20 protein-coding genes are annotated in these 25,291 nt (G+C 70.2%); 16 read left to right on the forward strand and 4 right to left on the reverse strand.

Features of this window, described 5'->3' with window-relative positions; all coding sequences use genetic code 11:
• Positions 1 to 173 precede the first annotated feature (173 nt).
• The gene (locus ACIBW9_RS08625) at positions 174 to 1,127 is read right to left on the reverse strand and encodes an expansin EXLX1 family cellulose-binding protein (protein WP_398952640.1); all 954 of its coding nucleotides are present in this window, start codon (positions 1,125 to 1,127) and stop codon (positions 174 to 176) included.
• A gap of 170 nt (positions 1,128 to 1,297) precedes the next feature.
• Positions 1,298 to 3,529, reverse strand: a complete 2,232-nt coding sequence (locus ACIBW9_RS08630) for an alpha-L-fucosidase (protein WP_398952642.1) — start codon at positions 3,527 to 3,529, stop codon at positions 1,298 to 1,300.
• Positions 3,530 to 3,960: 431 nt separating this feature from the next.
• Here ACIBW9_RS08630 and ACIBW9_RS08635 point away from each other — a divergent pair, with 431 nt between their 5' ends.
• From ACIBW9_RS08635 to ACIBW9_RS08710, 16 genes are all read left to right on the forward strand, one after another.
• On the forward strand, positions 3,961 to 5,025 hold the full coding sequence (locus ACIBW9_RS08635; protein ID WP_398952644.1) for a sugar ABC transporter substrate-binding protein: 1,065 nt from the start codon (positions 3,961 to 3,963) through the stop codon (positions 5,023 to 5,025).
• Positions 5,026 to 5,069: 44 nt separating this feature from the next.
• Complete coding sequence (locus tag ACIBW9_RS08640; protein ID WP_398952646.1) at positions 5,070 to 6,632, forward strand: sugar ABC transporter ATP-binding protein; 1,563 nt, start codon at positions 5,070 to 5,072, stop codon at positions 6,630 to 6,632.
• On the forward strand, positions 6,625 to 7,668 hold the full coding sequence (locus ACIBW9_RS08645; RefSeq protein WP_389088327.1) for an ABC transporter permease: 1,044 nt from the start codon (positions 6,625 to 6,627) through the stop codon (positions 7,666 to 7,668). Before ACIBW9_RS08640 ends, ACIBW9_RS08645 begins: the two co-directional genes overlap by 8 nt.
• Before the next feature lie 95 nt (positions 7,669 to 7,763).
• Positions 7,764 to 9,098 (forward strand): L-fuconate dehydratase, encoded by a 1,335-nt coding sequence (locus ACIBW9_RS08650; RefSeq protein ID WP_398952648.1) that lies wholly within the window; start codon positions 7,764 to 7,766, stop codon positions 9,096 to 9,098.
• The gene (locus ACIBW9_RS08655) at positions 9,091 to 9,999 is read left to right on the forward strand and encodes an amidohydrolase family protein (protein ID WP_398952650.1); all 909 of its coding nucleotides are present in this window, start codon (positions 9,091 to 9,093) and stop codon (positions 9,997 to 9,999) included. The genes ACIBW9_RS08650 and ACIBW9_RS08655 overlap by 8 nt, the downstream gene beginning before the upstream one ends.
• Positions 9,990 to 10,427 (forward strand): RbsD/FucU domain-containing protein, encoded by a 438-nt coding sequence (locus ACIBW9_RS08660; RefSeq protein WP_398952652.1) that lies wholly within the window; start codon positions 9,990 to 9,992, stop codon positions 10,425 to 10,427. The genes ACIBW9_RS08655 and ACIBW9_RS08660 overlap by 10 nt, the downstream gene beginning before the upstream one ends.
• Positions 10,424 to 11,467, forward strand: a complete 1,044-nt coding sequence (locus ACIBW9_RS08665) for a zinc-binding dehydrogenase (protein ID WP_398952654.1) — start codon at positions 10,424 to 10,426, stop codon at positions 11,465 to 11,467. Before ACIBW9_RS08660 ends, ACIBW9_RS08665 begins: the two co-directional genes overlap by 4 nt.
• Positions 11,464 to 12,225: an SDR family oxidoreductase gene (locus ACIBW9_RS08670; RefSeq protein ID WP_398952656.1), complete on the forward strand. Its 762-nt coding sequence runs from the start codon at positions 11,464 to 11,466 to the stop codon at positions 12,223 to 12,225. The genes ACIBW9_RS08665 and ACIBW9_RS08670 overlap by 4 nt, the downstream gene beginning before the upstream one ends.
• A complete protein-coding gene (locus ACIBW9_RS08675; RefSeq protein ID WP_398952658.1) occupies positions 12,210 to 12,851 on the forward strand; it encodes a bifunctional 4-hydroxy-2-oxoglutarate aldolase/2-dehydro-3-deoxy-phosphogluconate aldolase in 642 nt (213 codons plus the stop codon). Before ACIBW9_RS08670 ends, ACIBW9_RS08675 begins: the two co-directional genes overlap by 16 nt.
• Complete coding sequence (locus ACIBW9_RS08680) at positions 12,848 to 13,885, forward strand: PfkB family carbohydrate kinase (protein WP_398952660.1); 1,038 nt, start codon at positions 12,848 to 12,850, stop codon at positions 13,883 to 13,885. The genes ACIBW9_RS08675 and ACIBW9_RS08680 overlap by 4 nt, the downstream gene beginning before the upstream one ends.
• Before the next feature lie 22 nt (positions 13,886 to 13,907).
• Positions 13,908 to 14,921 (forward strand): aldo/keto reductase, encoded by a 1,014-nt coding sequence (locus tag ACIBW9_RS08685; RefSeq protein WP_398952662.1) that lies wholly within the window; start codon positions 13,908 to 13,910, stop codon positions 14,919 to 14,921.
• On the forward strand, positions 14,912 to 15,622 hold the full coding sequence (locus ACIBW9_RS08690) for a FadR/GntR family transcriptional regulator (protein WP_398952664.1): 711 nt from the start codon (positions 14,912 to 14,914) through the stop codon (positions 15,620 to 15,622). The genes ACIBW9_RS08685 and ACIBW9_RS08690 overlap by 10 nt, the downstream gene beginning before the upstream one ends.
• Before the next feature lie 281 nt (positions 15,623 to 15,903).
• On the forward strand, positions 15,904 to 16,701 hold the full coding sequence (locus ACIBW9_RS08695; RefSeq protein ID WP_398952666.1) for a FadR/GntR family transcriptional regulator: 798 nt from the start codon (positions 15,904 to 15,906) through the stop codon (positions 16,699 to 16,701).
• A gap of 261 nt (positions 16,702 to 16,962) precedes the next feature.
• Positions 16,963 to 18,345: a DEAD/DEAH box helicase gene (locus tag ACIBW9_RS08700; protein ID WP_398953943.1), complete on the forward strand. Its 1,383-nt coding sequence runs from the start codon at positions 16,963 to 16,965 to the stop codon at positions 18,343 to 18,345.
• 185 nt (positions 18,346 to 18,530) lie between these two features.
• Positions 18,531 to 19,019 (forward strand): GNAT family N-acetyltransferase, encoded by a 489-nt coding sequence (locus ACIBW9_RS08705; RefSeq protein ID WP_398952668.1) that lies wholly within the window; start codon positions 18,531 to 18,533, stop codon positions 19,017 to 19,019.
• Between the two features lie 495 nt (positions 19,020 to 19,514).
• Complete coding sequence (locus ACIBW9_RS08710; protein ID WP_398952670.1) at positions 19,515 to 21,764, forward strand: transglycosylase domain-containing protein; 2,250 nt, start codon at positions 19,515 to 19,517, stop codon at positions 21,762 to 21,764.
• A gap of 77 nt (positions 21,765 to 21,841) precedes the next feature.
• Here ACIBW9_RS08710 and ACIBW9_RS08715 read toward each other — a convergent pair whose 3' ends face one another.
• Positions 21,842 to 23,365, reverse strand: coding sequence for an aldehyde dehydrogenase family protein (locus ACIBW9_RS08715; protein ID WP_398952672.1), 1,524 nt, complete (start codon positions 23,363 to 23,365; stop codon positions 21,842 to 21,844).
• Positions 23,366 to 23,861: 496 nt separating this feature from the next.
• Complete coding sequence (locus tag ACIBW9_RS08720; RefSeq protein ID WP_398952674.1) at positions 23,862 to 25,193, reverse strand: GAF domain-containing protein; 1,332 nt, start codon at positions 25,191 to 25,193, stop codon at positions 23,862 to 23,864.
• Between the last annotated feature and the right edge of the window lie 98 nt (positions 25,194 to 25,291).

The raw sequence follows: 25,291 nt of genomic DNA on the forward strand, positions 1-25,291 counted from the left end.
ATCCCTCTCGCATGATTCGTCGTCTACTGCGAAAGTTTCGAAGGCTTCACCCGCCAGTTAGCTGGGAGGTAAAGCTGCTTCGACGGAGGGATTGACGTGCTCGATCGTCTGCCTAACGACCGTGGCGCCTTGGATTTCGTAATGCCCAGCGAAAGTTGGGGCGGTCGCGGAGATCAGTGGCGCGCGAACTGGACCCGGGTCGGTTGCACGACGTCCGGCCGCAGGGCGATCCCGCTGACGGTCAGTTGCTCCCCGTACAGGTCCGTGATTCTGATCGAGCCGCCGCATCCGGCGCCGTTGGCGGAGATGAAGTAGTTGTAGTCGGTGCGTGGCAACTGCCGCCAGCCGCCCGAGGTGCGGACCTCCAGCCGCGCCACCGGGTTCCGGTGGCCGATCACCTGGATGGCGCACCAGTACGGGCTGGACCCGGTCTTGTACCTGATCGACATCGTGCCGACCGTGCTGGGGCTCACCAGCTGCCAGGTGATCGGCAGCCGGCCGACCTTGAGGTCGGCCAGCTTGGCGAAGGCCTGCTGGCTGAGGTCGAGTTGCCCGGGTGCGCAGGGCAGGGGGCATTCGTTGGTGATCCGTACGGTGACGGAGGCACCGTTGGCCGCGTGGACGAGCACATACGCACCGCACGCCCTGGACGTCTCGTAGTCGGTGGTGTTCATGGCGGCGATCATGAGGTCGTCGCTGGGTCCGAACAGACAGGCGCCGTTTCCGTCACCGGCCGCGTAGGCGGTGGCAACCCCCGTGTAGGTGGTGTGGGGCCGAATCCGCCCTGCCGGTACTGCCGTGGTGGACGCCGTCCGCCCGGAGCGCGGGGTGTCCTTGGCCGACGGACGCGCTGACGGTGTGATCGCTGTGGCCTTCGGGGTCGACGTGCCGGGCGTGGTCGGGGACGCCGACGTGGCCGCGGCGCTCGGCTCCGCCGAGCCGACGGCTCTCACCTGGGTGGTGGCGGAGGGGGTGCCCGCGGCAGACCCCGCATTCACCGCGCCGCCGGGGAAAGCCCCCATGACCATGTAGGCGAGAACGCCCGCGGCGGCCAGCGCCAATGTGGTGCCCAGCAGGAGTCGGCGTCTGTGCCTGCGCTCCCGCGCGGCCTGCCTCGCTGTCTTCATACCTGTCCGTTCGGAGGAGGGAACGATGGTGCACTGCTCAGTTGCCGCCGACCGCGAAAAGGTTGCCGACCTTTTTCTCGGCGTGGCACTGGCCGTTCCGGTCTTCCGGCCGGACGGCGGCTGCGGCGGCGCACCAGAGGTACGCCGCCGCAGCTCGCAGGCCCCCAGGATCAGAGGGCCGTGAAGGTCCACAGCAGGTTCGTACTGCTGCCGTACGTCCACTGCTTGGTGACGGAGCCAGAGGCCACGTTGCCACCGCCGTCGAGGACCAGGCCGGTGGTGCGGTTGGCGATCGAGTAGCTGCCGCCGCCCCGGTTGGTGATCTTCCACTGCTGGTTGGTGCCGCCGTTCCAGGCGGCCTGTCGGGCCGCGGAGCCGTCCGCGGTGGCGCCCCAGCCGTCGGCGACCATGCCGTTGGTGCGGTTGACCAGCTTGTAGTAGCCGTCCGCGACCGCCACCGCCTGCCACTGGAGGTTGGAACTGCCGTCCCAGCTCCACTGCTTGAGGTTGGACCCGGAGGCCACGTTGCCGCCGCTGTCCAGGGCGAGTCCGTCGGTGACGTTGGTGATCCGGAAGTACGACGCCGGGTTGAACTGGACCCTCAGCGAGGTGATCTGGTCGTTGTTGCCGGTGACTCGCAGATCGGGGTTGTCGGCGGTGAAGGTCCAGGAGGTGCCGGTGAAGTTGTCACCGGAGTAGCCGATCACCTGGTAGCCCTGGGCCGGACGGAGGGAGGAGATGCTGCGCGCGCCCACTCCCGCCGCGGTCAGGTCGGCCGCGGTGTAGTCGCCGAGGGCGAACGTGGCGGAGCTGCCGGTGTAGTTGACGTCGGTGAAGGCGACGGCCCCGGCGAGCGGCGTCACGGCCGGGATGGTGCCGGAGAAGGAGAGCTTCAGGACATAGGCGTTGGCGCTGTAGGGCGCCGAGGAGGGCAGGGTGACCGTGAGGCCGGAGGCGCTCTGGACCGGCGTCGGCAGGTCGATGTAGGTGCCGGCGGTGGAGCCGAGAAGTTTCACCGAGGTCAGTGACGACAGGTTGATGCTGCCCGAGCCGAGTGTCTTGATCGTCAGCGAACTGCCCGGCCAGCCCAGGACGGTGGCGTACAGGACGTTGTTGTCCTTGTTGCGGGTGAAGCGGATGTCCTGCGCCGTGCCGGCCGTCGGATTGGTGAAGGCGCCGCCGCCCATCTTCGTCGGGCCCTCGCCGTACACGCTCCACGCGCGCGTCGAGTAGATCGACTCGCCGAAACGCTTCAGATGGTCGCCTATGCCGAGCAGGACGTCCTTCTGCGCCTGGGGGATGGTGCCGTCGGCCATCGGCGCGATGTTCAGCAGCATGTTGCCGTTCTTGCTGACCCGGTCGATGAACGAGTGCAGCATCTGCTGGATGCTGTAGTAGCCGATGCCCTGGGTGTAGCACCAGCTGGAGCTGGAGATGCTGTCGTCGGTCAGCCAGTACGGGGTGGTGATGTCGGCCGGGCCGCCGCGCTCGTAGTCGAAGACCTCGCCCTTGCTGTTCAGGCCGTCCTTGTAGGTGGCGACGACCTCGCGGCCCCAGCTGTTGGCCTGGTTGTAGTAGTACGACAGGAAGTTCAGGCGCTGGGTCTCGTCGATGGCGTCCAGCTTGAAGTCCTGCCACAGGATGTCCGGCTGGGCGCGGTCGATGACCTCCTTGAGCTTGTCGTACCAGAGCTGGTTCTCGGCGGCCGAGCCCAGCTGTCCGTAGAGCTTCTTCAGGCTCGGGTCCGTCTGGGCGGGCGCGTACTCGTAGTAGCCGTTGAAGTTGTACGCGTGGTGCATGGCGACCAGCAGCTTGAGGCCCTTGGCGCGGATGGCCGTGGAGAAGAGCTGCAGCAGGTTCAGCCCCGGGCCCTTGTTCACCGAGTTCCACTCGTTGACCTGGCTGTCCCACATGGAGAAGCCGTCATGGTGCTCGGCGACCGGGCCGGCGAACCTGGCGCCCGCGTCGACGAACAGTTGCGCCCACTCGTCAGGGTCGAAGTTCCCGCCGGCCGACTTCAGCTTCGGCGCGAACTTCACGAAGTTGCCCGCCAGGTCCTTCGCCCCGTTGATGAAGTTGTGGTAGGGCCATGCCGACGGCTGGCCGTAGGTCGCGATGTGGTGCTGGTTGGCGTTGCTGCCCGCGTTGTACATGTTGCGCGGGTACCACTCGCTTTCGTACGCGGGGACGCTGAAGACGCCCCAGTGGAAGTAGATCCCGAACTTCGCGTCCTGGAACCACTCCGGCGCAGGCGGGTGCTGGTCGACCGAGTTCCAGTCGGGCGTGTACGTGCTGGGCGCCGCCTGGGCCGTACCGGCGCCGAACACACCTCCGGCGACGGCGGCAGCGGCCACGCACGTGGCGCCGGCCAGGAAGTGGCGTCTGCTGAGCGAACTGGACATGGAACATCCCTGGTTCAGAAGGGGACAGGGGAGTGCAGCGGGCCGCTTGTTACGGATGAAGGTCCGCCATGTCTCCCTGGGATGTCAACCAGCGTGCAGGGATGAAAAGCGCTGCACGGCAAGGCGGTTACATAGGATTGCGTACAGTTCAGGGCGTTTTGTTATCACTCAAACATGGCATGTCTGTCGAAGCCTGGCGGTCAAACGCGCTGGCCCGGTGCCATGGATTGATGGGATGCATCTTCGGTCTCGGCAGCGCCAGCTGTATCAGCGAGACGGCTTTGACCTGGTATTTCAATTCGAGTTCGACGAGGGTCTAGACAGCGCATCGAACCCACGCCTATAAACATCCCATCTCTACCGCACGGCGATACGCAGATGTCGTCGAGGCGAAACATCTCCCGCCCAGGGACGAGCGCGAGGAAGCATCGATGAGACTCAGAACCGCCCTCTGTTCAGCCGTCTCCGCCGTGTCCGCACTGGCTCTGCTCAGTGCGTGCAGCAGCGGCTCCACCACCTCGGCGTCGTCGGGCGACAAGCCGCTGGTCGGCGTCGACTACCCGCGCTCCGACACCGACTTCTGGAACTCCTACATCAAGTACACGCCCCAGTACGGCAAGGAGCTGGGGCTGGACCTGAAGACCACCAACTCGCAGAACGACGTCGCCAAGCTCACCGCCAACGCACAGACTTTCATCAGCCAGGGCGTCAAGGGCATCGCGATGGCCCCGCAGGACACCGCCGCCATCGCACCCACCCTCGCGCAGCTGGAGGCGAAGAAGATCCCCGTCGTCACCGTCGACACCCGCCCCGACAGCGGCAAGGTGTTCATGGTCGTGCGCGCCGACAACCGCGCCTACGGCGAGAAGGCCTGCCAGTACCTGGGCACCAAGCTGGGCGGCAAGGGCAAGGTCGTGATGCTCGAGGGCGGTCTGGACTCCATCAACGGCCGCGACCGCACCGAGGCGTTCAACGACTGCATGAAGAAGAACTACCCCGGCATCAAGGTGCTCGGTGAGGCCACCAACTGGGACGGCGCGGTCGCCGCGCAGAAGCTGCAGACCGACCTGACCGCCAACCCGGACATCAAGGGCGTCTACATGGAGTCCAGCTTCGCCCTGGCCGGCACGCTCCAGGTGCTCAAGCAGAAGGGCCTGTTGGTGGACCCGAAGGACAAGAAGCACGTCTTCATCGTGTCCAACGACGGCATCCCCGAGGAGCTCAAGGACATCGCTGCGGGCAAGATCGACGCCACCGTCTCCCAGCCGGCCGACCTGTACGCCAAGTACGCCCTGTACTACCTGAAGGCCGCGATCGACGGAAAGACGTTCAAGCCCGGCAAGACCGACCACGACAGCACCATCATCAAGGTCCGCGACGGCGTGCTCGAGGACCAGCTCTCCGCCCCGCTCGTCACCGCCGACGGCGCCACCTACGGCGGCGTGCCCAGCGTCAAGAGCGATGACAAGTCGCTGTGGGGCAACAACCTCGGCTGATCCTCCCCCGGAACACAACGGCCCACGAGAACAAGGCGGTTGAGATGAGCGACGGGGAGCGAGCAGTGACCCCCGCGCCCGCCCCGGCGGACGACGGGCGGGCCCCCGCAGCCCCGCCCGTCGTCGAGGCGACGGGCATCGTCAAACGATTCGGTCCGACGGTGGCCCTGAACGGCGCCCGGATCACCATCAGGCCCGGCGAGACCCATGCGCTCGTCGGCCGCAACGGAGCAGGCAAATCGACCCTGGTGTCGGTCCTCACCGGCCTTCAGGCCCCCGACGAGGGAACGGTGACCTTCGGCGGCGAACCGGCCCCCAAGCTCGGGGACCGTGACGCCTGGCGCCGGCGCGTGGCCTGCGTCTACCAGAAGTCGACGATCATCCCCACGCTGACCGTCGCCGAGAACCTCTTCCTGAACCGGCACGACCACGGATCGAGCCGTCTCATCAGCTGGCAGGCCACCCGCCGCCGCGCACAGGAGCTGCTGTCGGCCTGGTCGGTGGAGGTCGACCCGCAGAGCCCGGCCGCCGAACTGAGCGTCGAGCAGCGGCAGTTCGTGGAGATCGCCCGCGCGCTGTCCTTCGGGGCCCGGTTCATCATCCTCGACGAGCCGACCGCCCAGCTCGACGGCGCGGCCATCAACCGGCTCTTCGACCGCATCCGCGACCTGCAACGCCAGGGCGTCACCTTCCTGTTCATCAGCCACCACCTCCAGGAGGTCTACGAGATCTGCGACATGGTGACCGTGTTCCGCGACGCCCGGCACATCGTCACCGCCCCGGTCGCGGACCTGCCCCGCGCCGAGCTCGTCGCCGCCATGACCGGCGAGGCGGCCGCCGACCGGCGCGCGGAACGGGCCGCCACCCTCGACGCCGGCGCCACGCCCGCACTGAACGTGCGCGCACTGCGGGGCGAGGGGTACGACGACGTCAGCTTCCGGATCGGGGCCGGCGAGATCGTCGGCCTCGCAGGGGCCGCCGGCAGCGGTCGCACCGAGGTCGCCGAGACCGTCGTAGGACTGCGGGCGGCAGCGGCGGGGGAGGTGGAGATCGCAGGGAAGCGGCCACGGCCGGGCAGCGTGCCCGCGGCGCTCGCCGCAGGCGCCGGGTTCGTCCCGCAGGACCGCCACCATCAGGGCTTCGTGCCCGACATGTCGATCGCTGACAACGCCACGCTGTCCGTGCCGAAGCGGCTCGGTCCGAACGGGTTCCTGAGCCGCACCCGCCGGGACCGGCTCGCCGAGGGCATGATCGAGAAGCTGGCGATCAAGACTCCCGGACCCGACCTGCCCGTGTCGGCGCTCTCCGGCGGCAACCAGCAGAAGGTCGTCATGGCCCGCGCCCTGGCCGACGACCCCCGGCTGCTGGTCCTGATCAACCCGACCGCGGGCGTGGACGTGCGCTCCAAGGAATTCCTCCTCGGCAAGGTCGAGGAGACCGCGCAGACCGGCACCGGAGTGCTCATCGCCTCCGACGAACTGGACGACCTGCGCATGTGCGACCGGGTCCTGGTGATGTTCCAGGGCCGTGTGACCTCAGAGATCGCCCGCGGCTGGCACGACCACGACCTCGTGGCCGCGATGGAAGGAGTGGACCTCCATGCCTGAAACCGTCCTCGCGGACACCGCCGCGGCGGGCGCCCCGGAGCCCGCGGCGAAGCGGACCGCGCTGCTCGGCGGCCGGATACCGCTGGCCCGGCTGCGCGACCTCGCGCTCGTCCCGGCCATCGTCGTCATCGCGATCGTCGGACAGATCGTCAACCCGGTGTTCCTGCAGGCCGACAACCTCATCAACGTCCTGCAGACCATGTCCGAGATGGCCCTGCTGGTCCTCGCCCAGACGATGATCCTGATCGTCAAGAAGATGGACCTGTCGCTCGAGTCCACCATGGGGCTCGCACCCGGCGTCGCGGCCTGGCTGGTCGTACCGGCCGGCGCGGGCCACGGACTGGGCCTCCTCCCCGGCGCCTGGGCCATCCCTGTCACGCTCGCCACCGGTCTGCTGATCGGCGTGATCAACGCCCTGCTGATCATCCGCTTCGGCCTCAACGGCTTCATCGTCACCCTCGGCATGCTGATCGTGCTGCGCGGTGTCCTCACCGGCATCTCCGGCGGCCAGACCTTCTTCCAGCTGCCGCCGTCGATGCTCTACCTCGGCACCACCGAATGGTTCGGGATGCCCGCGTCGATCTGGGTCTGCCTGCTGCTGTTCGCGGTCGCGATCGTGGTGCTCGGCTGGACCAGCTTCGGCCGCTCCCTCTACGCCATCGGCGGCAACGTCGACGCGGCCAAGGCGGCCGGTATCCGCACCGACCGGGTGCTGTGGATCGTCATCGTCACCGGCAGCCTGCTCGCCGCCCTCGCCGGGCTGATGCTCTCCGGACGACTGGCCTCGGTCGCCTCCGCGCAGGGCAACGGCTACATCTTCACCGTGTTCGCCGCCGCCGTCATCGGCGGGATCAGCCTCAACGGCGGCAAGGGCACCATGTTCGGCGCGTTCTGCGGCATCCTGCTGCTCTTCATGATCCAGAACGTGCTCACGCTGGCGGGTGTCCCCGCGCAGTGGATCGGCGCTCTCAACGGCCTGATCATCCTGGTCGCCCTCGCCATCTCACGCATCACCGGCGGCAAGGTCCAGGAGTGAACCGGGCGGCCCTCCCGGCCGCCCGGCACCCTCCGCCCCACCGCCATCTCGTCGCAAGGGGCCGTCTCGCCCCTGCTCTCACAGGAGTTGCCGCCATGTCATCCGCCCCGTCCGCTTCCCCGGCCTCTGCCCGTATCACCGCCCTGGACGTGCTGGACGTGCGTTTCCCGACGTCCGAGCACCTGGACGGGTCGGACGCGATGAACCCCGAACCCGACTACTCCGCCGCCTATGTCGTCCTGCGCACCGACGCCTCCGACGGCCTGGAGGGCCACGCGCTGGCCTTCACCACCGGCCGCGGCAACGATGTCCAGGCCGCCGCCATCGCGGCCCTCGCCCCGCACGTGGTCGGCCTGTCCGTCGAGGAGGTCTGCGGCGACCTCGGCGCGTTCTCCCGCTCCCTCGTCCACGACCCCCAACTGCGCTGGCTGGGCCCGGAGAAGGGCGCCATCCACATGGCGACCGGCGCGGTCGTCAACGCCGCCTGGGACCTGGCCGCCAAGCGCGCCGGCAAGCCCGTATGGCGATTCCTCGGCGAGATGACACCGGAGGAACTGGTCGCGCAGGTCGACTTCCGCTGGCTCTCCGACGCCCTCACACCCGAGGAGGCCCTGGAGATCCTGCGCCGCGCCGAGCCGGGCCGCGAACAGCGCATCGGCCACCTGCTCGACCGGGGCTACCCCGCCTACACCACCACGCCCGGCTGGCTCGGCTACTCCGACGAGAAGCTGGCCCGCCTCGCCCGGGAGGCGGTCGCCGACGGCTTCACCCAGATCAAGCTGAAGGTCGGCGCGGACCTTCAGGACGACATACGGCGCATGCGCACCGCCCGCGAGACCGTCGGCCCGGACATCCGCATCGCCGTCGACGCCAACCAGAGATGGGACGTCCAGCCCGCCATCGACTGGATGCGCGCCCTGGCCCCGTACGACCCGTACTGGATCGAGGAACCCACCTCCCCGGACGACATCCTCGGCCATGCCGCGGTCCGCAAGGCGCTCGCCCCCATCAAGGTTGCCACGGGCGAGCACATCGCCAACCGGGTCGTCTTCAAGCAGCTCCTCCAGGCCGGCGCGGTCGACATCGTGCAGATCGACTCCGCGCGGGTCGGCGGCGTGGGCGAGAACATCGCCATCCTGCTGCTCGCCGCGAAGTTCGGCGTGCCCGTCTGCCCGCACGCGGGCGGGGTGGGCCTGTGCGAGATGGTGCAGCACCTGTCGATGTTCGACTACGTCGCCGTCTCCGGCACCACCGAGGACCGCGTGATCGAGTACGTCGACCACCTGCACGAGCACTTCGTCGACCCGGTGCGCATCGTCGACGGCCACTACCGGGCGCCGACACTGCCCGGGCTGAGCGCGCAGATGCACCAGGCGTCCCTCAAGGAGTACGCCTACCCCGACGGCCCCGTGTGGACTGCTCGTGTCTGAGGCCCAGCCCCTCGTCGACGCCCACCACCACGTCTGGGACCTGGACGTCCGGCCGCAGCCCTGGCTGGACGAGCCCGGGCACGAGCCGATCCGTCGCACCTTCAGCTCGCACGCCCTGCGCTCGGCCGCGACCCGGCCGATCGCCGGACGGCGACTGACGAGCACGGTGGTCGTCCAGTGCATCGCCTCCGTGCCCGAGACCCGCGACCTCCTCGCCCTGGCCGACAGCGACCCACTGATCGGCGCCGTGGTCGGCTGGGCGGACCTGACGTCTCCCGCGATCGGCGACGAACTCGACGAGCTGCGGGCCGGTCCCGCAGGCCGGTACCTGCGCGCCCTACGGCACGTCGTACAGGGCGAATCCGACCCGCGGTGGCTCCAACGCCCGGAGGTCGAGCGGGGGCTGCGGGCGGTCGCGGAGCGCGGGCTCGGCTACGACGTACTGGTCCGCAGCCACCAGCTCCCGCAGGCGATCCGCCTCGCGGAACGGCTGCCGGAGCTGCCGCTCGTCCTGGACCACGCGGGCAAGCCCTCCGTCGCGCGGCATGAACTGACCGACTGGGCACGCCAGGTGCGGCTGCTGGCCCGGCATCCCCAGGTCCACTGCAAGGTGTCGGGACTGGCCACGGAGGCCGACCACGAGAAGTGGACGGTCGACGACATTCGCCCGGTGTGGGACGTCCTGCTCTCCGCCTTCGGCCCCGACCGGCTGATGTTCGGCTCCGACTGGCCCGTCTGCGTCCTCGCCGGCGGCTGGAACCGCTGGGCCGCCACCGTCGAGGAACTCCTGGACGACTGCTCCACCACCGAGGCCCACGCGGTGCTCGCCGGCACCGCGACCGCCTTCTACCACCTGACCCTCACCCCTGCTCCGACGAACGCGGAGACACCGTGCTCCTGACCGAACTGCTGCACCCCGGCATCCTCGAATCCCTGGCCGGAGCCGGCCACGGCGCCCGCGTGCTGCTTGCCGACGGCCACTACCCGGCGAGCACCGCCACCGGCGAGCGCGCCAGAACCGTCCACCTCAACCTCGCCCCCGGCCTGCTGGACGTCACCACCGTGCTCGACGTCCTGCTGCGCGCCCTGCCCGTCGAGACGGCCCACGTGATGGTGCCGCCCGAGGGCGAACCGGAGCCGCCCGCCATCGCCGGGTACCGCTCGAAGCTGGCGCCCGTGCCGGTCGAGACGCTCGGCCGCTTCGAGTTCTACGACGCCGCCCGCTCACCCGACCTGGCACTGGCGATCGTCACCGCCGACACCCGCACCTACGCCAACCTGCTGCTGACCATCGGCGTCCGCGCTGAAGGGACCCTGACGACACGATGACACTCGCCGTCCGCTACCTGTCCGCCCGCACCCTGGACACCGCGCCCGCTGCCACTGCGCCGCCGGGCCCCGGTGAGGTGGAGCTGGCCCCCGCCTACGTCGGTATCTGCGGTACCGATCTGCACATCTTCCACGGCGACATGGACGCCCGGGTGGCCCCGCCCGCCGTCCTGGGACACGAGATGTCCGGCCGCGTCACCCGGGTCGGCCCGGGCGTGGAGGGCTGGGCGCCCGGTGACGCGGTGACCGTGATGCCGCTGCGCTGGGACGACACCTGCCCGGCCTGCCGCTGCGGGCATCAGCACATCTGCCAGCACCTGGACTTCATCGGCATCGACTCCCCCGGTGCGATGCAGCAGCGCTGGACCGTGCCCGCCGCCACCCTGATACGGCTGCCCGACTCCCTCCCCCTGGACCGGGCCGCGCTCGTGGAGCCCACCGCGGTCGCCGTGCACGACGTCGGCCGCGCCGACGTGGGCGAGGGCGAGAAGGTCGTGGTGGTCGGGGGCGGCCCGGTCGGCGTCCTGATCGCCCTGGTCGCGCAGGCCGCCGGAGGAGACGTCCGGGTGGTGGAGCTGAACGCCCACCGGCGGCTGCTCGCCCAGAAGCTGGGCCTGGCGACCTGGGACCCGGCCGCCGAGGACCTGCCCGAGCTGGTGCGGCAGTGGACCGGGGACGCGGGCGCGGACGTCGCCTTCGAGGTCTCCGGTGCCGCGGGCGGCGTGGACACCGCGGTCGAGGTGCTGGGGGTGCGCGGCCGTTTGTGTCTGGTCGCGATCCATCCGCGGCCGCGTGAGGTGAACCTGCACCGCTTCTTCTGGCGTGAACTCACCCTCATCGGGGCCCGGTTGTATGACCGCTCCGATTTCGAGAAGGCGGTCGCCCTGGTCGCCGACGGCACCGTCCCGGCCGACCGGCTGATCAGCAAGGTCGTGCCGCTCACCCAGGCACCGGCCGCCTTCGAGGCCCTGGAGGGCGGCGGCGACGTGATGAAGATCCTCGTGGACTGCACCGACGACACCCAGGAGACCGCGGTATGAGCGCCTTCGACCTCACCGGCAAGCTCGCTGTGGTCACCGGGGCCCGGCGCGGGATCGGCCGGGCCATGGCCCGCGCACTCGCCGAGGCCGGCGCCGACATCATCGGCGTCAGCGCCACCCTGGAGGCATCCGGCAGCGCGGTGGAGAAGGACATCCATGCGGCGGGCCGCAGTTTCGAGGCGGTCCGCACCGACTTCGCCGACCCCGCCGCGGTACGGGCGCTGGGCGCGGACCTGGCCGGGCGGGAACGCCCGGTGGACATCCTGGTCAACAACGCGGGCACGATCCGCCGCGCCCCGGCCGCCGACCACACGGACGCGGACTGGGATTTGGTGCTCCAGGTCAACCTGAACGCGCAGTTCGCGCTGACCCGCGCGGTCGGCGCGGCGATGGTCGCCCGCGGTCGGGGGAAAATCATCTTCACGGCGTCGCTGCTCAGTTTCCAGGGTGGCATCACGGTGCCCGGCTACACCGCCGCCAAGCACGGCATCGCGGGCCTGACCAAGGCGCTGGCCAACGAGTGGGCCCCGCACGGGGTGAACGTCAACGCCATCGCGCCGGGCTACATCGCCACCGACAACACCCAGGCCCTACAGGACGACCCCGACCGCAGCAGGGCCATCCTGGAGCGCATCCCGGCCGGCCGCTGGGGCACCGCCGAGGACCTCGCGGGAGCCACCGTCTTCCTCGCCTCCGAGGCCGCCGCCTACGTCCACGGTGTGGTGCTGCCCGTGGACGGCGGATGGCTGGGCCGATGAACGGCGACCTCACCGACATGCTCGCCGAGACGCGGATCGTGCCGGTGCTGACCGTACCGTCCACCGCGAGCGCCGGCCCCCTGGCCGAGGCGCTCGCGGCGGGCGGCGCCCGCTGCGCGGAGGTCACTCTCCGCACCCCGGACGCCGAGCAGGTGCTCAAGGCGATGGCCGCCCACGGCGGCCTCACGGTCGGTGCCGGCACGGTCCTCACGGCCGAGCAGGCGGAGCGGGCCGTGGCGGCCGGGGCCCGCTTCGTCGTCTCGCCCGGCTTCGACGACGAAGTCGTCGCCCGATGCCGGGAGCTGGGGGCGCCCGTGATCCCCGGCATCGCCACCGCCACCGAGTTGATGCGCGCCCTGAAGGCGGGCCTGGACACCGTCAAGCTCTTCCCCGCCGAACCGCTCGGCGGCCTGCGGACCCTGCGGGCGCTGGCGGCCCCGTTTCCCGGGGTGCGGTTCGTGCCGACCGGCGGGATCGACGCCTCCCGGATGGCCGCCTACCTCGCCGACCCGGCGGTCCTCGCCGTCGGCGGCAGCTGGATGGCCACCCCCGACCACCTCAGCCGCGGCGACTACGCGGAGATCCGCCGGCTGACCGCCGACGCGGCCGAAAGGAGCAGGACGTGAGCGACGTGGTGGCTCTCGGCGAGGTCATGCTGCGCCTCGACCCCGGGGAGGGACGCATCCGCACCGCCCGCACCTTCCAGGTCTGGGAAGGCGGCGGCGAGTACAACGTCGTCCGCGGCCTGCGCCGCTGCTTCGGCCTGCGCACCGCCGTCGTCACCGCGCTCGCCGACAATGCGGTGGGCCGGCTGGTGGAGGACCTGATCCTGCAGGGCGGCGTCGACACCTCGCTGATCCGCTGGGTGCCCGACGACGGCATCGGCCGCAGTGCCCGCAACGGCCTCAACTTCGTCGAACGCGGCTACGGCATCCGCGGCGCGCTCGGCGTCAGCGACCGCGCCCACACCGCCGTCTCTCAACTGCGCAAGGGCGACATCGACTGGGATGCGGTGTTCTCGACGGGGGTGCGCTGGTTCCACACCGGCGGCATCTTCGCGGGTCTGTCCGACACCACGCTCGACGTCGCCGACGAAGCCATGGCGGCCGCCCGCCGGCACGGCGTCACCGTCTCCTACGACCCCAACTACCGCCCCAGCCTCTGGACCGGCCGCGGCGGAGCCGAACGGGCCCGCGAGACCGACCTGCGCCTGGCCCGGCATGCCGATGTCGTGGTCGGCGCCCTCGGCCTCGCGGGCGAACATCCGGGCGCCGTGAGGTTCGCCGCCGACCAGGTGCCGGACGCCCTCGCCGTAGTGGCCGACCTGCTGCCCGGCGCCCAGGTGCTCGCGACCACCCTGCGCGAGGTGCCCTCGGCGGGCGTGAACGACTGGTCCTCGGCGGCCTGGTCCGCCGAAACGGGCTTCGTCACCGGCCCGCGGATGCCCGGCCTGCACGTCCTGGACCGCATCGGCTCCGGCGACGCCTTCGCCGCCGGACTGATCCACGGCCTGCTCACCGGCGCCTGCCTCGAGCAGGCCTTGGCCTACGGCACCGCGCACGGCGCCCTGGTCATGACCACACCCGGCGATGTCTCGATGGCCACCCTGGCGGAGGTCGAGGCGCTCATCGCCGGCGGCTCGGCCCACGTCAGACGCTGAACAACCCTCTCAGGAGCATCTCTTGCACCGCCGGAAGATCCCTCACACCCCCGTCGAGCTCACCGACCTCGGCTTCGGCGCCTCGGTGATCGGCAACCTCTACCGCGTCACCCCGGCCGACGACGCGACGGCCGCCGTCAACACGGCCTGGGACGCCGGCATCCGCTACTTCGACACCGCACCGCACTACGGCCTCGGCCTCTCCGAACGCCGCCTCGGCGCCGCCCTGCGCGACCGCCCCCGCGAGGAGTACGTCATCTCCTCCAAGGTGGGCCGCCTCCTGGTCCCCAACGAACATCCGCGCGGCGTCGACACGGAGGGCTTCGTCGTACGGGACGACCTGCGCCGGCAATGGGACTTCAGCCGCGACGGCGTCCTGCGCTCCATCGAGGACACCTTGGAACGCACCGGCCTGGACCGCCTCGACATCGTCTACCTCCACGACCCCGACGACCACTGGCACCAGGCCGCCGACGAAGCCATGCCCACCCTCGCCGAACTGCGCGACCAGGGCGTGATCGCAGCGATCGGCGCCGGCATGAACCAGTCCGCCCTGCTCGCCCGCTTCCTGCGCGAGACCGCCGCCGACGTGGTCATGCTCGCCGGACGCTACACACTCCTGGACCAGTCCGCCCTCGACGACGTCCTGCCCGCCGCCCAGGCCCACGGCAAGAGCGTCGTCGCGGTCGGCGTCTTCAACTCCGGCCTGCTCTCCCAGGACCGCCCCGCCGAGGGCATGAAATACGACTACCAGGACGCCCCGACCGACCTGGTCGCGCGCGCCCAGGCGATCGCCCAGGTCTGCGAGGCACACGGCACCACCCTGCCCGCCGCCGCGATCGCCTTCCCCCACACGCATCCCAGTATCATCAACGTCACCCTCGGCATGCGGACTGCGAAACAGGTCGGACGAAACGTGCAACTCCATGATCAGCGCGTCCCGGACGCCCTCTGGGACGAACTCCGCACTCAGGGGCTGATCAGGTCGGACGTGCTCGCGGGGCGCGATGGCGGGAGGGATGCGCAGTGTCGCTGACGGACAAGGCCATCGAGCAGATCCGGGAACTGATCCGCACCGGCGCGCTGCCGCCGGGGTCGAAGCTCCCGCCGGAGCCGGACCTGGCCGCCCAGCTGGGGCTGTCCCGCAACCTCGCCCGCGAAGCGGTCAAGGCACTGGCCGTCGCCCGCGTCCTGGAGGTCCGGCGCGGCGACGGCACGTACGTGACCAGCCTGCAGCCGAGCCTGCTCCTGGAGGGGCTCGGCGGCGCGGTGGAACTGCTGCAGGGAGACTCGGTCGCCCTCCAGGACCTCATGGAGGTACGGCGGCTCCTTGAACCGCTCGCCACGGCACTTGCCGCCACCCGGATCTCCGACGACCAACTGGCCGAAGTCAAGCGGCACTTGGACGCGATGCGGGACGCCCGCGACGACGTCGAGCAGCTCAACGCCCACGACGCCGCCTTCCACCGCGCCGTCGTCTCCGCCACGGGCAACGAGACCCTCCTGACCCTCCTGGAAGGGATCTCCGGCCGCACCCTGCGCGCCCGCATATGGCGCGGGCTGGTCGACGACAAGGCCGCGGGCCGCACCCTCGCCGAGCACGAAGCGATCTTCAACGCCCTGTTCACCCGCGACGCCGCCCTCAGCCAGGCCGCCGCACTGCTGCACGTGAGCAACACCGAGCAGTGGCTGCGGGAACATCTACGCTCGAGCGAATCCCTCCGGAAGATCCCCTAGACCGTCTCGACCTTCAGTTGAGTACAAGTCACTCTGCGGATGGGCGGCTACGTGACTCCATCGTCGATGCCATTAGTCGCCTTATTGGCGATGGCACTTCGAGTGAGCGAGGGCGATGGAGTGCCGTAAAGGAAGATTTTGCCGCAATCCGCGGCAGGTGCGGTACGGGTGTGGTGCTGCCTCGTGAAAAATGAGTACGACTCATGCCGTACTGGGGTATGATGCCGCTGGCTGCGCAGCGAACGAACGCGGTCTCGGTAGTCACCCTGGAGGCAGAATCGATGAACGACACGCCCGTGACCGGAGCGGCCTTGCCGGAGCAGGCCGCCCCTGCCGCGCCACCGGCGGCGAACGGTGCGGGCGAACAGCGCGACTACCGCCCCGGTTACGAGATCGTGGCGGAGCAGATCCTCGAGTTCATCGCCGAATCGCGCCTGGAGGCGGGCGACCGGCTCCCCACCGAGAACGACCTGGCCCAGACGCTGAACACCAGCAGGGCGGTGGTGCGGGAGGCCGTGAAGATCCTCTCCGCGCTGGGCCGGGTGCGGGCCCACAAGGGGCGCGGGCTGTTCGTCGCGGACGACGAGGGGATGCTCCTCACCAGCCGGTGGGGAGGGTTCTTCCGTCCCGTCGACCTCGACCACGTCCTCATGCTGTTCGAGTTCCGCAGGGTCCAGGAGATGTCCGCGAGCAGTCTGGCGGCCACCCGTGCCACGCCGGCCGAACTGCGCACCATCGAGATCGCCATGCAACAGTGCCGCCACGGGTTCGAGCACGATCAGGTGGACGTCTTCAACCAGGGCGACGACGACTTCCACGGGGCCGTCGCGGCCGCGTCGCACAACACGTTCCTGGTCAGTGCCGTGCGTGACGCGCGGCGTCTGCAGCGGCAGTCCAGCGCCCTCGGTATCCACGACACCTTCAGCACGGGCACCCGGCTCGCGGTCGAGGAGCACGAGGCGATCTATCGGGCCATCCGCGACGGCCGTCCCGACGAGGCGGCCGAGGCCACGGCGGTCCACCTCGACCGGACGCTGGAGGACTACCGGCGGGAGATCCAGCGGCGCCTGTTCGGGTGACCGGCGGGGCCAAGCCGGTCCGCTCCCGGTCCGGATCTGCAGGTCCGGCTGTCGTTCCTGGGCTGAGTGTCGCGGCACGGAAAGCCCGGACAGTATGCCCCGTGCTAACGTTGCGCTTTTGCTGTGTCGCTGTGTCGGCGCTCCGTTGAGTGTCTGTGGTCGGCGGCCGCGTCCCTGCCGCGCCTTCCTCGGTACGGTCCCTTCGGAGGAAGGCTCTCTGTGAGCGAATCAACACGTGTCGGTGCCCGGCAGCAGGATGCTGTGTCCGAGGCGTCGGGCGCCACTTCGGCGGTTCCCACGGCCGCGTCCTTCGCCCAGTTGGGGTTGTCGGCCGAGGTTCTGCGGGCGCTCGACGAGCAGGGCGTGACCGTGCCCTTCCCCATCCAGGCGGCGGCGCTGCCGAATGCGCTCGCGGGACGGGACGTCCTGGGCCGGGGCCGCACAGGATCCGGCAAGACGCTCGCCTTCGGTCTGGGGATGCTCGCCCGGACGGCCGGGCGGCGCGCGCAGCCGAAAGAGCCGCTGGCGCTCGTTCTGGTGCCCACCAGGGAACTGGCCCAGCAGGTCGGTGAGGCGCTCACCCCGTACGCGGAGGCGCTGCGGCTGCGGCTCGCGACCGTGGTGGGCGGCGTGTCCATCGGACGGCAGGCCGCCATGCTGCGGGACGGCGCCGAGATCGTCGTCGCCACGCCCGGTCGGCTGCACGACCTCATCGAGCGCAAGGACTGCCGAGTGGGACGGGTGCGCATCGCGGTCCTGGACGAAGCCGACCAGATGTGTGACATGGGGTTCCTGCCGCAGGTCACCGGCATCCTGGACCAGGTGCGTCCCGACGGGCAGCGGATGCTGTTCTCCGCCACCCTCGACGGCGACGTCGACCAGCTGGTGCAGCGCTACCTGCGCGACCCCGCCGTGCACGCGGTGGACCCCTCGTCCAGCGCCGTCTCCGCGATCGAGCACCATGTCTTCGTCGTGCACGGCCCGGACCGATACGCCGTGACCACGGAAATCGCCGCCCGGGACGGCCGCGTCCTGTTGTTCCTGGACACCAAGCACGGCGTCGATCAGCTCACGCGGCATCTGCGGGCCAGCGGCGTGGCCGCCGCCGCCCTGCACAGCGGGAAGTCCCAGCCGCAGCGCACCCGGACCCTGTCCCAGTTCAAGAACGGGCAGGTCACCGCGCTGGTATCGACGAACGTCGCCGCGCGCGGCCTGCACGTCGACGACCTCGACCTCGTGGTCAACGTCGACCCGGCGACCGACCCGAAGGACTATCTGCACCGGGCGGGCCGCACGGCCCGGGCCGGACGCTCCGGCACCGTCGTGACACTCGTCCTTTCGGGACAGCGCCGCGAGACGAGCCAGGTCATGGCGGACGCCGACGTCGCCCCCAAAATCACCAAGGTGCGGTCCGGCGAGGCGGAGCTGAGCCGGATCACCGGCGCCAAGGCCCCCTCCGGAAAGCCTCTCGACGGCGGGCCGGCCGTACCGCGCCCCAAGAACCACAACATCCCGTTCGGTGGCCTGGGCAGCACCAAGGACGCCAAGAGCGGTTCCGGGGGCAGGTCGTCGTCCCGCAAGAGCAGCGAGGCCCGCAAGCTCGCCGAGGCCCGTAAGGCGGCCCGGGTGCGGCGCGGCGGCTGAGTTGGGCTTCGCGAGCGGCCGGCATCCACCCCGTCGAGTGAAGCTGGGCGCGGGCGGCCGGTTCGACGGCAGTGACCTGGCCGATCGGGGCCCGGTCAAGCGGTTGCCGGGAGCGGTGCGGGAACGCCTGCCCGAGCAGCCGACCCGCCGCACCAAGGCACTCCCCGGTGCGACATACTCTCCCGATGGGTTCACGCACTTCCCCGATCAGCCAGCCGATCACGATACGGAGGGCTGTCGCGCGGGATGCCAAACGGCTCACACGGCTCGTGCGTGGCTCAGGCGCCTACGAGGGCAAGTACGCAGCCGCAGTCGCGGGCTACCGGGTCGGTCCTGATTACATCGAGGCCCACCGCACTTTTGTGGCCGTCGGCGCCGACGAGCAGGGAGGCCGGGTCCTCGGGTTCTACTCGCTCGTCCTCGATCCACCGGAGCTCGACCTGCTGTTCGTCGCCGACGAAGCGCAAGGACGGGGTATCGGACGGCTGCTCGTGGCGCACATGCAGTCCGAGGCCCGTGCGGCCGGGCTCGACCGTCTCAAGGTCGTGTCGCATGGTCCCGCGGAGGACTTCTACCACCGTGTCGGTGCGGTGCGGACCGGGACCGTGTTCGCGAACCCGCCCGCCGTGCCGTGGGACCGTCCCGAATTCGAGTTCCGCATTCCTTCGGAGTGACGCGGTGTGCCGGTCCGCAGGGCACCGGCCTCGCCCGCATGGTGACCGCATGCAGGACCCGGTGGTCGCCCGCGGCGGCCACGCGAGCTTTGGCGGAGCCGGTTGCCGTCGTATGCTCTGCACCGCTTACTCTTACAACTTGTAGTAACGGCGAGTGCATCAGTGGGCCCCAGGCCAGGCCCTTTGCCTGTCATGGCGGGGCCGGTCGGCTTCGCAGCGGCGGGTGGGTCTGTGCCTGGCTGAGGAGTGGCGAGGATGAGTGAACACCGGCGCCGACCGTCGGGGAGGACCGGGCCGTCCGGCTCGGACGGTGTACCGTACGGCGGCCGTGCCGAGGCGCGCAGGGCTGCCCGGGCGGGAGGCGGGCGGGGCCGCCGAGCGGCGGACAGGCCCCGTACAGCTGCCGGGCGTTCCGGACGGGCAGCCGCGCGGCGCACGAATGCGGCGACTTCCGGCCGCCGCCTCATCGACTACCCACGTGCGGGCAAGCGGGGCGTGCGGCGGTGGCTGCCCTCGTGGAAGCAGGTGCTCGGCACCTTCCTGCTCTTCTTCGGGGGCTTGCTGGGCCTGTTCTCGTACGCCTACGCCACGACGACGATTCCGAGCGCGAATCCCAGCACCCAGCAGCAGAGCAACACCTACTACTGGTCCGACGGCTCGGTGATGGCCACGCAAGGCTCGACCAACCGGCAGAACGTCGACCTGGCCCAGGTGCCCAAGGCGGTGCAGTGGGACTTTCTGGCCGCGGAGAACGCCACCTTCTACTCCGACCCCGGCATCGACACGCAGGGCATGCTGCGCGCCGTCTACCACATGGCCATGGGCGGCGAGGTGCAGTCGGGGTCCACCATCACCCAGCAGTTCGTGAAGAACACCTACCTCGACCAGAGCCAGTCGGTCACCCGCAAGTTGAGGGAGATCATGATCTCCCTCAAGATCGGCGGCCAGATGTCCAAGCAGCAGATCCTGCAGGGCTATCTCAACAGCTGCTACTACGGGCGGGGCGCTTACGGTATTGAGGCCGCGGCCAACACCTACTATCACGTCCACGCCTCCCAACTCGCCGTCAGCCAGGGCGCGTTCCTCACCGCCACGGTCAACGAGCCGAGCGTGATGATGCTCGCCGACACCGACCCGCAGGCCAAGGCCCAAGCCACGGCGCGCTGGACGTACGTCCTGCAGCGCATGGCCAAGATCCACAAGATCACCGATGCGCAGGAACGGCAGTACCTGGCCGCCGGATTCCCCACGCCCAAGCCCTACACGCCGTCGGCGGGGATGTCAGGGCAGACCGGCTACCTGGTGCAGACGGCGCAGAAGTACGTCGAGGCCCATACGTCCCTCACCGACCAGCAACTCGGTCACGGCGGCTACCAGATCTACACCACCTTCGACAAGAAGAAGGTCAAGGCGTTGGCGGCGTCGGTCGCGGCGATGCAGAAGAAGCACCTCGACCCCAAGCACCGCTCGGCCGACAAGGACGTCCAGGTCGGTGCGGCGTCGGTCGACCCGTCGAGCGGTGCGGTCGTGGCGCTGTACGGCGGAGCGGGCTGGAACAAGGGCCACTGGACCGACAATGCCGACGCCAAGGGGGTACCGGTCGGCTCCACCTTCAAGCCGTTCGACCTGGCCGCCGCCCTTGACCACGGCGCCGTACTCTCCCCGGGCCACTCGCCTTCACCGATCACCCCGGACTCCAAGTTCAACGGCGACGACGGCATCACCATCAAGAACCAGCAGGGCCAGGAAATGCCGAACCCGGGCGACCCGACGGGGCTCCTGCACCAGCGCAACGACGTTTCCACGAAGTGGGGTTACATCACCCTGCGCAAGGCCATGGAGCAGTCGGTCAACACCCCGTACGTCCAGCTCGGCGAGTACGTCGGCTACGACAACGTGGAGAACGAAGCCCTCAAGGCGGGCCTGCTGCGCGGCAGTCTGCAGTACGACACCCCCGGCTTCTACATCGGCACCTCCACCCCCTCGGCGATCCGCATGGCCGACGCGTACGCCACCTTCGACGACGGCGGTGTCCAGCACGAGCCGTACTCGGTGACCAAGGTCATCGCCGACGGCCGGCAGCTGCCCGGCTTCGAGGCGCCCCAGGGGACGACGGCCATGCCCGCCTCGACCGCCGCCACCGTCACCGACGTGCTGCAGGACGTGGTCGAACACGGCACGGGCACCAACGCCCAGGCCCTGGGTCGCCCGGCGGCCGGCAAGACCGGCACCACCGACGACTACAAGTCTGCCTGGTTCATCGGCTACACCCCGCAACTGGTCACGGCGGTCAGCATGTTCAAGGAGGATCCGAAGAACGCCGGTCTGCAGTCGATGCAGGGCGTCGGCGGCTACTCCAAGGTCTTCGGCGCCGACATGCCCACCGAGATCTGGACCGGCTACATGACCGCCGCCCTGAACGGCCTGCCCGTCCAGCAGTTCCCGCCCGCACCCCAACTCGGCCAGGGCAGCGACGAATACGGCGCCCCCTCGCCGGCCCCCTCCGTCACCGCGAGCACGCCGTCGGCCACCCCGACCGCACCGAGCCCCACCGCCGGACCATGCCACGGGCGGAAGAAGGACTGCCCCAGCCCGACCCCGACCGACACAAACGGAACCACCACCGGCGGCGGCTCGACCGGCGGTGCGGGCGACGGCGGGCTGATCGGCGGCGCTGTCGGCGGCAGCACCTCACCCACCCCGGCCCCCACGCCAAGCCCCACCGGCCGCGGCCGGCATCCGTAACCCACGAGACGCCGCCACAGTTCCTGTGTCGGGTTGCCTGGAGCGCAACGACGCCTCCAGGCAACCGGCTTCAGGCTCTAGAAGAACCCGAGTTTCTTCGGGCTGTAGGAAACCAGGAGGTTCTTGGTCTGCTGGTAGTGCTCCAGCATCATCTTGTGCGTCTCGCGCCCGATCCCGGACTGCTTGTAGCCGCCGAACGCCGCGTGCGCCGGATAGGCGTGGTAGCAGTTCGTCCAGACGCGGCCCGCCTGGATCGCCCGGCCCGCCCGGTACGCGGTGTTGATGTCCCGTGTCCACACGCCCGCACCGAGGCCGTACAGCGTGTCGTTGGCGATCTTGATGGCGTCGTCGAAGTCGTCGAAGGACGTCACGGAGACCACCGGGCCGAAGATCTCCTCCTGGAAGATCCGCATGCGGTTGTCGCCCTCGAAGATGGTGGGCTGGACGTAGTAACCGCCCTTCAACTCGCCATCGTGTTCGATGCGTTCACCGCCGGTGAGGACCCGGGCGCCTTCCTGGCGGCCGATGTCGAGGTAGGAGAGGATCTTCTCCAGCTGGTCGTTGGAGGCCTGGGCGCCGATCATCGTGTCGGTGTCGAGGGGGTGCCCGGGCTTGATCAGTTCGGTGCGGGCGACCGCGGCCTCGAGGAACTCGGCGTAGTTGCCGCGCTGCACGAGCGCCCGGGACGGGCAGGTGCACACCTCGCCCTGGTTGAGCGCGAACATGGTGAAGCCCTCGAGGGCCTTGTCGCGGAAGTCGTCGTTGTGCGCCCAGACGTCGTCGAAGAAGATGTTGGGCGACTTGCCGCCGAGCTCCAGGGTGACCGGCTTGATGTTCTCCGAGGCGTACTGCATGATCAGCCGCCCGGTCGTGGTCTCACCGGTGAACGCCACTTTCGCCACCCGCGGGCTGGACGCGAGCGGTTTGCCCGCCTCCACACCGAATCCGTTGACGATGTTGACGACACCCGGCGGTAGTAGGTCGGCGATCAGGCTCATCCAGTAGTGGATGGAGGCCGGGGTCTGCTCGGCGGGCTTGATGACGACCGCGTTGCCCGCGGCGAGGGCCGGGGCGAGCTTCCACACCGCCATCAGGATCGGGAAGTTCCAGGGGATGATCTGCGCGACGACGCCGAGCGGCTCGTGGAAGTGGTACGCCACGGTGTCGTCGTCGACCTCGCCGAGCGAGCCCTCCTGCGCACGGATCGCGCCCGCGAAGTAGCGGAAGTGGTCGATGGCGAGGGGGATGTCGGCGGCCAGCGTCTCACGCACCGGCTTGCCGTTCTCCCAGCTCTCGGCGACCGCGAGCTTCTCGAGGTTCGCCTCCATCCGGTCGGCGATCCTCAGCAGGACGGCGGAGCGCTCGGTCACCGACGTGCGGCCCCACCCGGGGGCGGCCGCGTGCGCCGCGTCCAGCGCCCGCTCCACGTCCTCCGCCGTGCCGCGAGCGATCTCCGTGAACGGCTGACCGTTCACCGGCGACGGGTTCTCGAAGTACTGTCCGCGGGCCGGCGGCACGTACTCGCCCCCGATGAAGTGGTCGTAGCGCGCCTGGTAGGAGACGATCGCGCCCTCGGTGCCGGGCGCCGTGTAACGGGTCATGCTGCTCTGCCTCCCTCGAAGCGCTGCCCGCCATTGGGCAGCTCCGTCAGGAGGCTAGGGACGACGACGTTGCAACTACGTTGCCGCGAGCGCCCCGAGGATCCGAGCGTGGGGTACGCCGGAACGGCTCCCCGGCAGCCGATGGCCCTGTGCCAGGCGACCGGTGCGGTCGGCTCGCCCTTGAGCGTGTTTTGGGGGCTGGGGTGGCTGCTGGGTGCGGGGGGCAATGTCGTGCGGCTGTAGGGCTGCGGCGGTGTGGGGCCCTGGCGGCCGGTGGTTGCGGGCAGGGTGGCCGGTGTGTCTGGCTCGTCCTTGAGCGTGTTTGCCGGGCTTGGGTCGCTGCTGGGCACGGGGGGAGTGTCGTACGGCGGCAGGGCTACGTCCTCGTGGTGCCCTGGCGGTCGGCCGGGTGGCCGGTGTGGCCGGCTGGTCCTTGAGGGTGCTTGGGGGGTGGATGGCTGCTGGGTGCGGGGGTCAGTGTCGTGCGGCGGCAGGGCTACCTCGGCATGGTGCCCCGGCGACCGATGGTTGCCGGCCAGGTGCCCGGGGCGGTCAACTCGTCCTCCAGTGCGGTCAGTCGGGCCCGGACCGGCGCTGTCGGCCGGAGCGCGGCGAGTGCCCGCCACACGTCGAGGTCGTCCTCGCCCCACGGCGCATGCGCCCAGTCGGCCAGCAGGTCGGGGTCGCGGCGGGCGATCAGTGCCGTACGCAGGGCGTCGGCGAGTCGGTGCCTGAGCCGTACCACCGCAGGGGCCTGGGAGCCGGGCAGCAGCGGACCCGCGTACGCCGTCGCGGCCGCCGTGACCGCTCCGGTCTCCAGCCGCCGCTCGACGACGGCCACGTCGCACTCGACGGGCACGGTCAGCCGGTACGGCCGCGAGGCCAGCAGCCCCGGACTCAGCACCCTGCGCAGCCGTGCCAGTTCGGCGCGCAGCGTCACCGGCGTCACCGACTCGTCCTCGTACAACGCGCACAGCAGTTCGTCGCCGGTCAGCCCCTCCGGGTGACGGGCCAGCAGGACGAGGATCTCGCTGTGCCGGCGGCTGAGCCTGATCCTGCGCCCGCCGGTGAGAAGCTGCGCCTCGTCCCGGCCCAGTGCCGTCAGCTCCGGCGTGTCGGCGGCGGGCCGCTCCGGGGTGAGCAGCGCCAGCTGTGACTCGGCGGCGCGCGCAACCGCCTGCACGAAGCCCAGGCTGTGCGGATGCGCGAGACCGTCACCGCCGGTGATGTCCACGGCGCCGAGCACCCGCCCGGTGCGCGGATCGTGCACCGGCGCGGCCGCGCACGTCCACGGCTGCACCCGCCGGATGAAGTGCTCGGCCGCGAAGACCTGCACCGGCCGGTCGACGGCGACCGCCGTCCCCGGAGCGTTGGTGCCCATCGCCGTCTCCGCCCAGCGGGCACCCGGCACGAAGTTCATCCGCCCAGCCTTCCGCCGGGTGGCCGGATGACCCTCGACCCACAGCAGCCTGCCGTTGGCGTCGCACACCGCGAGCAGATGCTCCCCGTCGGCCGCGAACGTCCCCATCAGCTCACGGAACAGCGGCATCACCCGAGCCAGCGGATGCTCGGCCCGGTAGGCGCCGAGGTCTCCGTCCACCAGCTCCACGCTCGCCGTGCCGTCGGGCCCCACACCGGCCCGGGCGGAGCGCCGCCACGACTCGGCCACCACCGAACGCACCGGACGCGTCACCGTGCCCGCCTCGGTGAACGTCTCGTGCGCGCGACGCAGCATCCGCGCGTGCTCGGCAGGGTCGGCCCCCGGCTCCAGGGCCACCCACGGATCGGTCAACTCGGCCTCCCCGAGAGGTGATGCGGCTGAGGACATCGTCACTCCCGGTGCGCGCGCCGACAACCGTTACGACCAGGCCACCCGTATGACGACCCGCCCACCAGGTCAACGGCCCACCGGGCCCAGCCGTCCCC

Source organism: Streptomyces sp. NPDC049541 (genome assembly GCF_044465725.1).
Lineage (GTDB): Bacteria > Actinomycetota > Actinomycetes > Streptomycetales > Streptomycetaceae > Streptomyces.